This is a genomic window from Verrucomicrobiota bacterium (assembly GCA_027622555.1).
Classification (GTDB): Bacteria; Verrucomicrobiota; Verrucomicrobiia; order Opitutales; family UBA2995; genus UBA2995.
The window spans coordinates 1-4,347 of the sequence record JAQBYJ010000219.1; the positions used below are offsets into that span (position 1 = coordinate 1).

Here is a 4,347-nt window from a genome sequence, read left to right on the forward strand (position 1 = left end):
GGTCTTTTACCACCCCACAGTTTTGAACCCCAAAAACACCACCTGCCGCGACAGCGGCTTCGTTCAACACGGCGCTGCCCGTGAACGAAGGAGAATTCATTTTCCGTGGACAGATGAAGTACATTAGCTCGACAGACGATCCCGGCCCCGCGGACCGGGAGCTTACTGTCTGGTCGGCCCCTTCGGTTTTCGTTTACGGCCTGACCGAGAAATTCACGCTTTTCGGCATTGCTCCGTTTCTTGATAAGAGCTTGGACGTGACTACGCCGTTAGGCCGGCGGAAGCTTGGAGATTCGGGGCTTGGAGATATAAGGGTTTTTGGTCGTTATACGCTTGGCCAATGGGATAAGATTGGAGAAACTCTTCGCGTCGGTTCGTTTGCCGGTCTTGAGTTTCCAACCGGTGCTGATGATGGTGTGGATTCCCTTGGACGGCTCCCTCAACCCTTGCAGCTCGGTTCTGGTTCGTGGGATCCATTTATCGGGGCGGTGCTTACCTGGCAAACGCTTCAATGGGAGTTTGATTCTTCTGTCGCCTACAAATTCAACACCGAGGCGAATGGTTTCGAAATTGGAGATGTGGCTAATCTCGACTTGTCCTATCAATATCGGCTCTGGCCTAATGAACTCGGGGATGCCGTTCCCTGCTATCTTTACGGAGTTTTTGAAAGCAACTTGATTTGGCAAGACAAGCACGAAGCGTTAGGGACTCGAGACCCCAACTCTGGAGGAACAACGTGGTATTTGACCCCAGGAATCCAATACGTTACTAAGCGCTACATCATTGAAGGAGCCGTTCAGCTCCCGGTTATTCAGGACCTCAATGGGAGTGCATTGAAGAATGATTTCATCGTGACGGCTGGTTTTCGGGTTAATTTCTGAAGATACGGCGATATGAAACATACTATTTTCCATTGACAGCATATGCATTTTGTAGAATATGTATGCCATGGAAATTATTCAGGCCTATAAATGTTTCTGTGACGTCCAGAGATTACGCATCCTAAACCTGCTGAAGGATGGGCCATTGTGCGTCTGCCATCTAGTTGAAATTCTGGACTCAGGCCAAGTTAAAATTTCCAAGCAGCTGCGATACATGAAGGAGTTAGGCATGGTTGAGGGCGAGCGTGTGGCACAGTGGATGGTTTACCGATTAGCCGATGCTACAAATCCGCTTTTGGAGGAGAATCTGAAATGCCTGCAGGATTGTTATGGGGAGCTAATCGCCTTCGACGAAGACACCAAAAAGCGCTCCTTAATTGCTGAGCGCATGCTACAAGAAAAGGCGGCCTGCGCTCAGGCCATAAACGGATAAACTGTTTTAATCATGACCAAACAAAAAGTTCTTATTCTATGCACCGGAAATTCCTGTCGCAGTCATATGGCAGAGGGAATTCTTCAACATGCAGCAGGCGACCTTTTCGAGGTTTTGAGTGCTGGCTCAAATCCTGCGGGCTACGTTCACCCTAAGGCGGTTGAAGTTTCGAAGGAAATTGGTATCGATATCTCAGAACACAGCTCGAAACATCTCGATCAGTTTTTGCATGCCGGAATTGATACGGTGATCACGGTTTGCGACGACGCAAACGAAGCCTGTCCCATTTTTCCGGGAGAAGTAAATCGTTACCATTGGGGGTTCGAAGATCCCCCGAAGGCTGCGAAAAATGGAGAGTCCGAGATGGAGGCTTTCCGGCGCATACGGGATGAAATCCGCAAGGTTTTCGAGGCCTATGCGAGTGGGTTCCGGCAGGCAACAAAAAAAAAATAAACACCTAACTAGATAAGGAGAATTAGTAATGAAAGAACAAGAAACAGCCACACCCCCAAAGTCAGAAACAAATGAAAAGCCCGGCTTCTTCAAGCGGATCGTCAATAAGGTTGATACCTCAATGAAGAAAAAAGCCGATGAAAAGTCACAACAGAGCAGCTGCTGCGGCTCAGAGGATAGTGGCGGCAAGGGCGGTAAATGCTGCTAAAGATCGCAGACTTGTTGATCTACGACTGGGTTGGCCTCGATCCAGATTCTCGTTTTGGCGGGGCGGTCCATTTTTTTGTCTACGATACTCTTAAAATCTTCCTGCTACTGGCTGTGATGATTTTTGCGATCGGCTTCCTTCGCACGTTTCTATCCGAGGACAAGCTAAAGCGGTGGATGAGTGCTGGCGGCATTTGGGGTAATGTCGTTGCTTCACTCTTCGGAGCAATTACGCCGTTTTGCTCCTGCTCGTCGATCCCGATATTCATCAGTCTGCTAAAGGCTGGGGTCCCGCTAGGTGTGACTTTTTCTTTTCTTATTACTTCACCAATCATTAACGAATACCTGGTGATCTTGATGGCAGCCGAGTTTGGGATGCCTATCACCATCGCTTACGTGACGAGTGGTTTGTTGATCGGCACGATTGCCGGCGCAATTCTAGGCCGGATGAAGCTGGAAAGCTTCCTAGAAAAAGACATTACGAAATCCGCTCATCAGGATGAAAAAGTCATTGAACATACGTTTGGTTCCCGCATTCGTTATGGGTATGATGAAGCCCTCAGCGTAATCCGGCAAATCTGGCTTTGGGTGCTGGTCGGGGTCGGCATCGGTGCCTTCATTCACAATTACGTCCCGCAAGAAACAATCCATGGCCTAATTGATGCGACAGGTATCTTTTCCGTGCCGATTGCAACTGTTCTGGGCGTGCCCATGTATGGCAGTTGCGCCGCGATCGTTCCGGTCGCTGTTGTACTGTTTGAAAAGGGTATTCCTCTCGGTACTGCGCTCGCCTTCATGATGGCCATGGCGGCTCTCAGCTTGCCCGAAGCCATTATGCTTCGTCGCACGATGCGTTTACCGCTTATCGCACTTTATTTCGGTATTACAACAATCGCGATTGTTCTTACAGGCTACCTTCTAAATGGCCTGGCTGGCTTTCTATAAACGAAATATTAGGAACCAATATGTAAAACAAACCAAGACCCTTGAATAGTAAGTATAGCCTTTTGGTTCAGGAGGCGTCTCTTTCAAGATATTTAGGCTGTCGAGCAACACGCAGGGCCCGCTTCTCCGCCGTTTTTGGCCTCTTGTATTGGAGGACATGGAATGTCCCCGTAAGAGCAATATACGCAGCAATCTCCTTCCTTGGGTTTTAGAAGCTCATTGCAATTTGGACATTCCCAGAAAAACTGACAAGAATCCGTGGGCATTTTCTCTTTACTCTGATGGCCACAAGTTGGACATGTTAGAGTAGAAATCAGTTGTATTTCCATACCTTCACTCATGGCTTAATTTCCTCTGGCGGGAAGCCTGTTTCTCTGATTGCTTCAAAGATCGTTGCCTGTGTTACTTTCTGAGAATTGTAAACGACGACGGCTTTTTTATTTTCATAGCTGATTTGAGCACTGTCGATGCCTTCAACCTTATTAAGCGCCCTCTGAATTCCAACCGCGCAAGCAGCACAATCCATGCTTGGAATGGCGACAACAAGCTCGGAGCTGTTCGGCCCCATGGCAGTCTGTGTATCTCCACCAGTTTTGAGTATCAAATTTGCAATGCTTGGATATGCCAAAAAGCCCATTGCAAGAAGACTAACAAGGCTCAGAAAAACAATTTGGCTCTTGCGGGATTTGGCCGGAATTTCGCAAGAGCCATCCGCACATGCCTTTTTTCTAAGCGCTTGCCACCAGGCAAAGCCAAGGGCAAGGACAGCCACTAAGGCAAACCACGGGCGCAGCGATTCAAAGATACCTGCCGCCGCAAAACTTCCTAGGCCAAGGGCGATGAAAACAGCGGGACCAATGCAGCAAAGAGAGGCGATGAATGCAGCTCCCAGACCACCGCCAACTAGCCATTTCCCTTTTCGCTCTGTCTGGTTGTTTACTTTCATTGAGCTATTATAAACCTTGAAGTATAGTATAAGGTAAAGGAGTTTTATCGATTGTCATGAAAATTGGAGAATTGGCCGAAAAAGCAGGCTTAAACGCACAAACCATCCGTTATTACGAACGGGAAGGCATTTTGCCCGAACCAAGACGCCGCTACGATTCCGGATACCGCGAATACGATGAAGATGCTCTGGAACGTCTTTTATTCATTAAACAGGCCAAAAACGCGGGTTTTAAGCTTTCCGATGTAAAGCTGCTTTTCAAACTGGAACTTTTACCTGAAGAAGCCTGTAGCGATGTAGGAAAGCTCTTGTCTGACCGTATCGAGGAGCTGGATATAAAAATTAAGGAACTCAAAACCTTTTTCAAGTCGCTCAAGCGGTTGAAAATTGCCTGCGACGAAAGCGAAAATGGCCGCTGCCCTGTTCTTGAGAATTTGCGATGCCCTTTGTTTCTGAATTAGCGTCCTAAAAAGAAGACTTGA

At 47.9% G+C, this 4,347-nt stretch carries 8 protein-coding genes; 6 read left to right on the top strand and 2 right to left on the bottom strand.

The window, feature by feature from the left end; translation table 11 throughout:
• Nucleotides 1-113 precede the first annotated feature (113 nt).
• The 5 genes from O3C43_24840 to O3C43_24860 all read left to right on the top strand — a co-directional run bounded on the left by O3C43_24840 (nucleotide 114) and on the right by O3C43_24860 (nucleotide 2,919).
• Nucleotides 114-881 (top strand): transporter, encoded by a 768-nt coding sequence (locus tag O3C43_24840; protein MDA1069717.1) that lies wholly within the window; start codon nucleotides 114-116, stop codon nucleotides 879-881.
• Nucleotides 882-948: 67 nt separating this feature from the next.
• Nucleotides 949-1,314 carry a metalloregulator ArsR/SmtB family transcription factor gene (locus O3C43_24845; GenBank protein ID MDA1069718.1) on the top strand — a complete coding sequence of 122 codons (366 nt, stop codon included), beginning with the start codon at nucleotides 949-951 and terminating at the stop codon, nucleotides 1,312-1,314.
• A gap of 12 nt (nucleotides 1,315-1,326) precedes the next feature.
• The gene (locus O3C43_24850; protein MDA1069719.1) at nucleotides 1,327-1,767 is read left to right on the top strand and encodes an arsenate reductase ArsC; all 441 of its coding nucleotides are present in this window, start codon (nucleotides 1,327-1,329) and stop codon (nucleotides 1,765-1,767) included.
• Between the two features lie 28 nt (nucleotides 1,768-1,795).
• Nucleotides 1,796-1,975: a hypothetical protein gene (locus O3C43_24855; GenBank protein MDA1069720.1), complete on the top strand. Its 180-nt coding sequence runs from the start codon at nucleotides 1,796-1,798 to the stop codon at nucleotides 1,973-1,975.
• Entirely contained in the window at nucleotides 1,966-2,919 is a 954-nt protein-coding gene (locus tag O3C43_24860) for a permease (GenBank protein MDA1069721.1), read from the top strand. The genes O3C43_24855 and O3C43_24860 overlap by 10 nt, the downstream gene beginning before the upstream one ends.
• Nucleotides 2,920-3,011: 92 nt before the next feature.
• Here O3C43_24860 and O3C43_24865 read toward each other — a convergent pair whose 3' ends face one another.
• Entirely contained in the window at nucleotides 3,012-3,248 is a 237-nt protein-coding gene (locus O3C43_24865; GenBank protein ID MDA1069722.1) for a GDCCVxC domain-containing (seleno)protein, read from the bottom strand.
• 8 nt (nucleotides 3,249-3,256) lie between these two features.
• Nucleotides 3,257-3,865, bottom strand: a complete 609-nt coding sequence (locus O3C43_24870; protein ID MDA1069723.1) for a mercuric transporter MerT family protein — start codon at nucleotides 3,863-3,865, stop codon at nucleotides 3,257-3,259.
• 56 nt (nucleotides 3,866-3,921) lie between these two features.
• On the opposite strand from O3C43_24870, the gene O3C43_24875 reads away from it, so the two are divergent.
• Nucleotides 3,922-4,326: a heavy metal-responsive transcriptional regulator gene (locus O3C43_24875; protein ID MDA1069724.1), complete on the top strand. Its 405-nt coding sequence runs from the start codon at nucleotides 3,922-3,924 to the stop codon at nucleotides 4,324-4,326.
• Nucleotides 4,327-4,347: the final 21 nt, after the last annotated feature.

Excerpts from the sequence above, each read along its gene's own strand:
- O3C43_24855 (MDA1069720.1), top strand. The coding sequence starts at position 1,796 with ATGAAAGAACAAGAAACAGCCACACCCCCAAAGTCAGAAACAAATGAA.
- O3C43_24845 (MDA1069718.1), top strand. The coding sequence starts at position 949 with ATGGAAATTATTCAGGCCTATAAATGTTTCTGTGACGTCCAGAGATTA.
- O3C43_24840 (MDA1069717.1), top strand. The coding sequence starts at position 114 with ATGAAGTACATTAGCTCGACAGACGATCCCGGCCCCGCGGACCGGGAG.
- O3C43_24870 (MDA1069723.1), bottom strand. The coding sequence starts at position 3,865 with ATGAAAGTAAACAACCAGACAGAGCGAAAAGGGAAATGGCTAGTTGGC.
- O3C43_24850 (MDA1069719.1), top strand. The coding sequence starts at position 1,327 with ATGACCAAACAAAAAGTTCTTATTCTATGCACCGGAAATTCCTGTCGC.
- O3C43_24865 (MDA1069722.1), bottom strand. The coding sequence starts at position 3,248 with ATGGAAATACAACTGATTTCTACTCTAACATGTCCAACTTGTGGCCAT.
- O3C43_24875 (MDA1069724.1), top strand. The coding sequence starts at position 3,922 with ATGAAAATTGGAGAATTGGCCGAAAAAGCAGGCTTAAACGCACAAACC.
- O3C43_24860 (MDA1069721.1), top strand. The coding sequence starts at position 1,966 with ATGCTGCTAAAGATCGCAGACTTGTTGATCTACGACTGGGTTGGCCTC.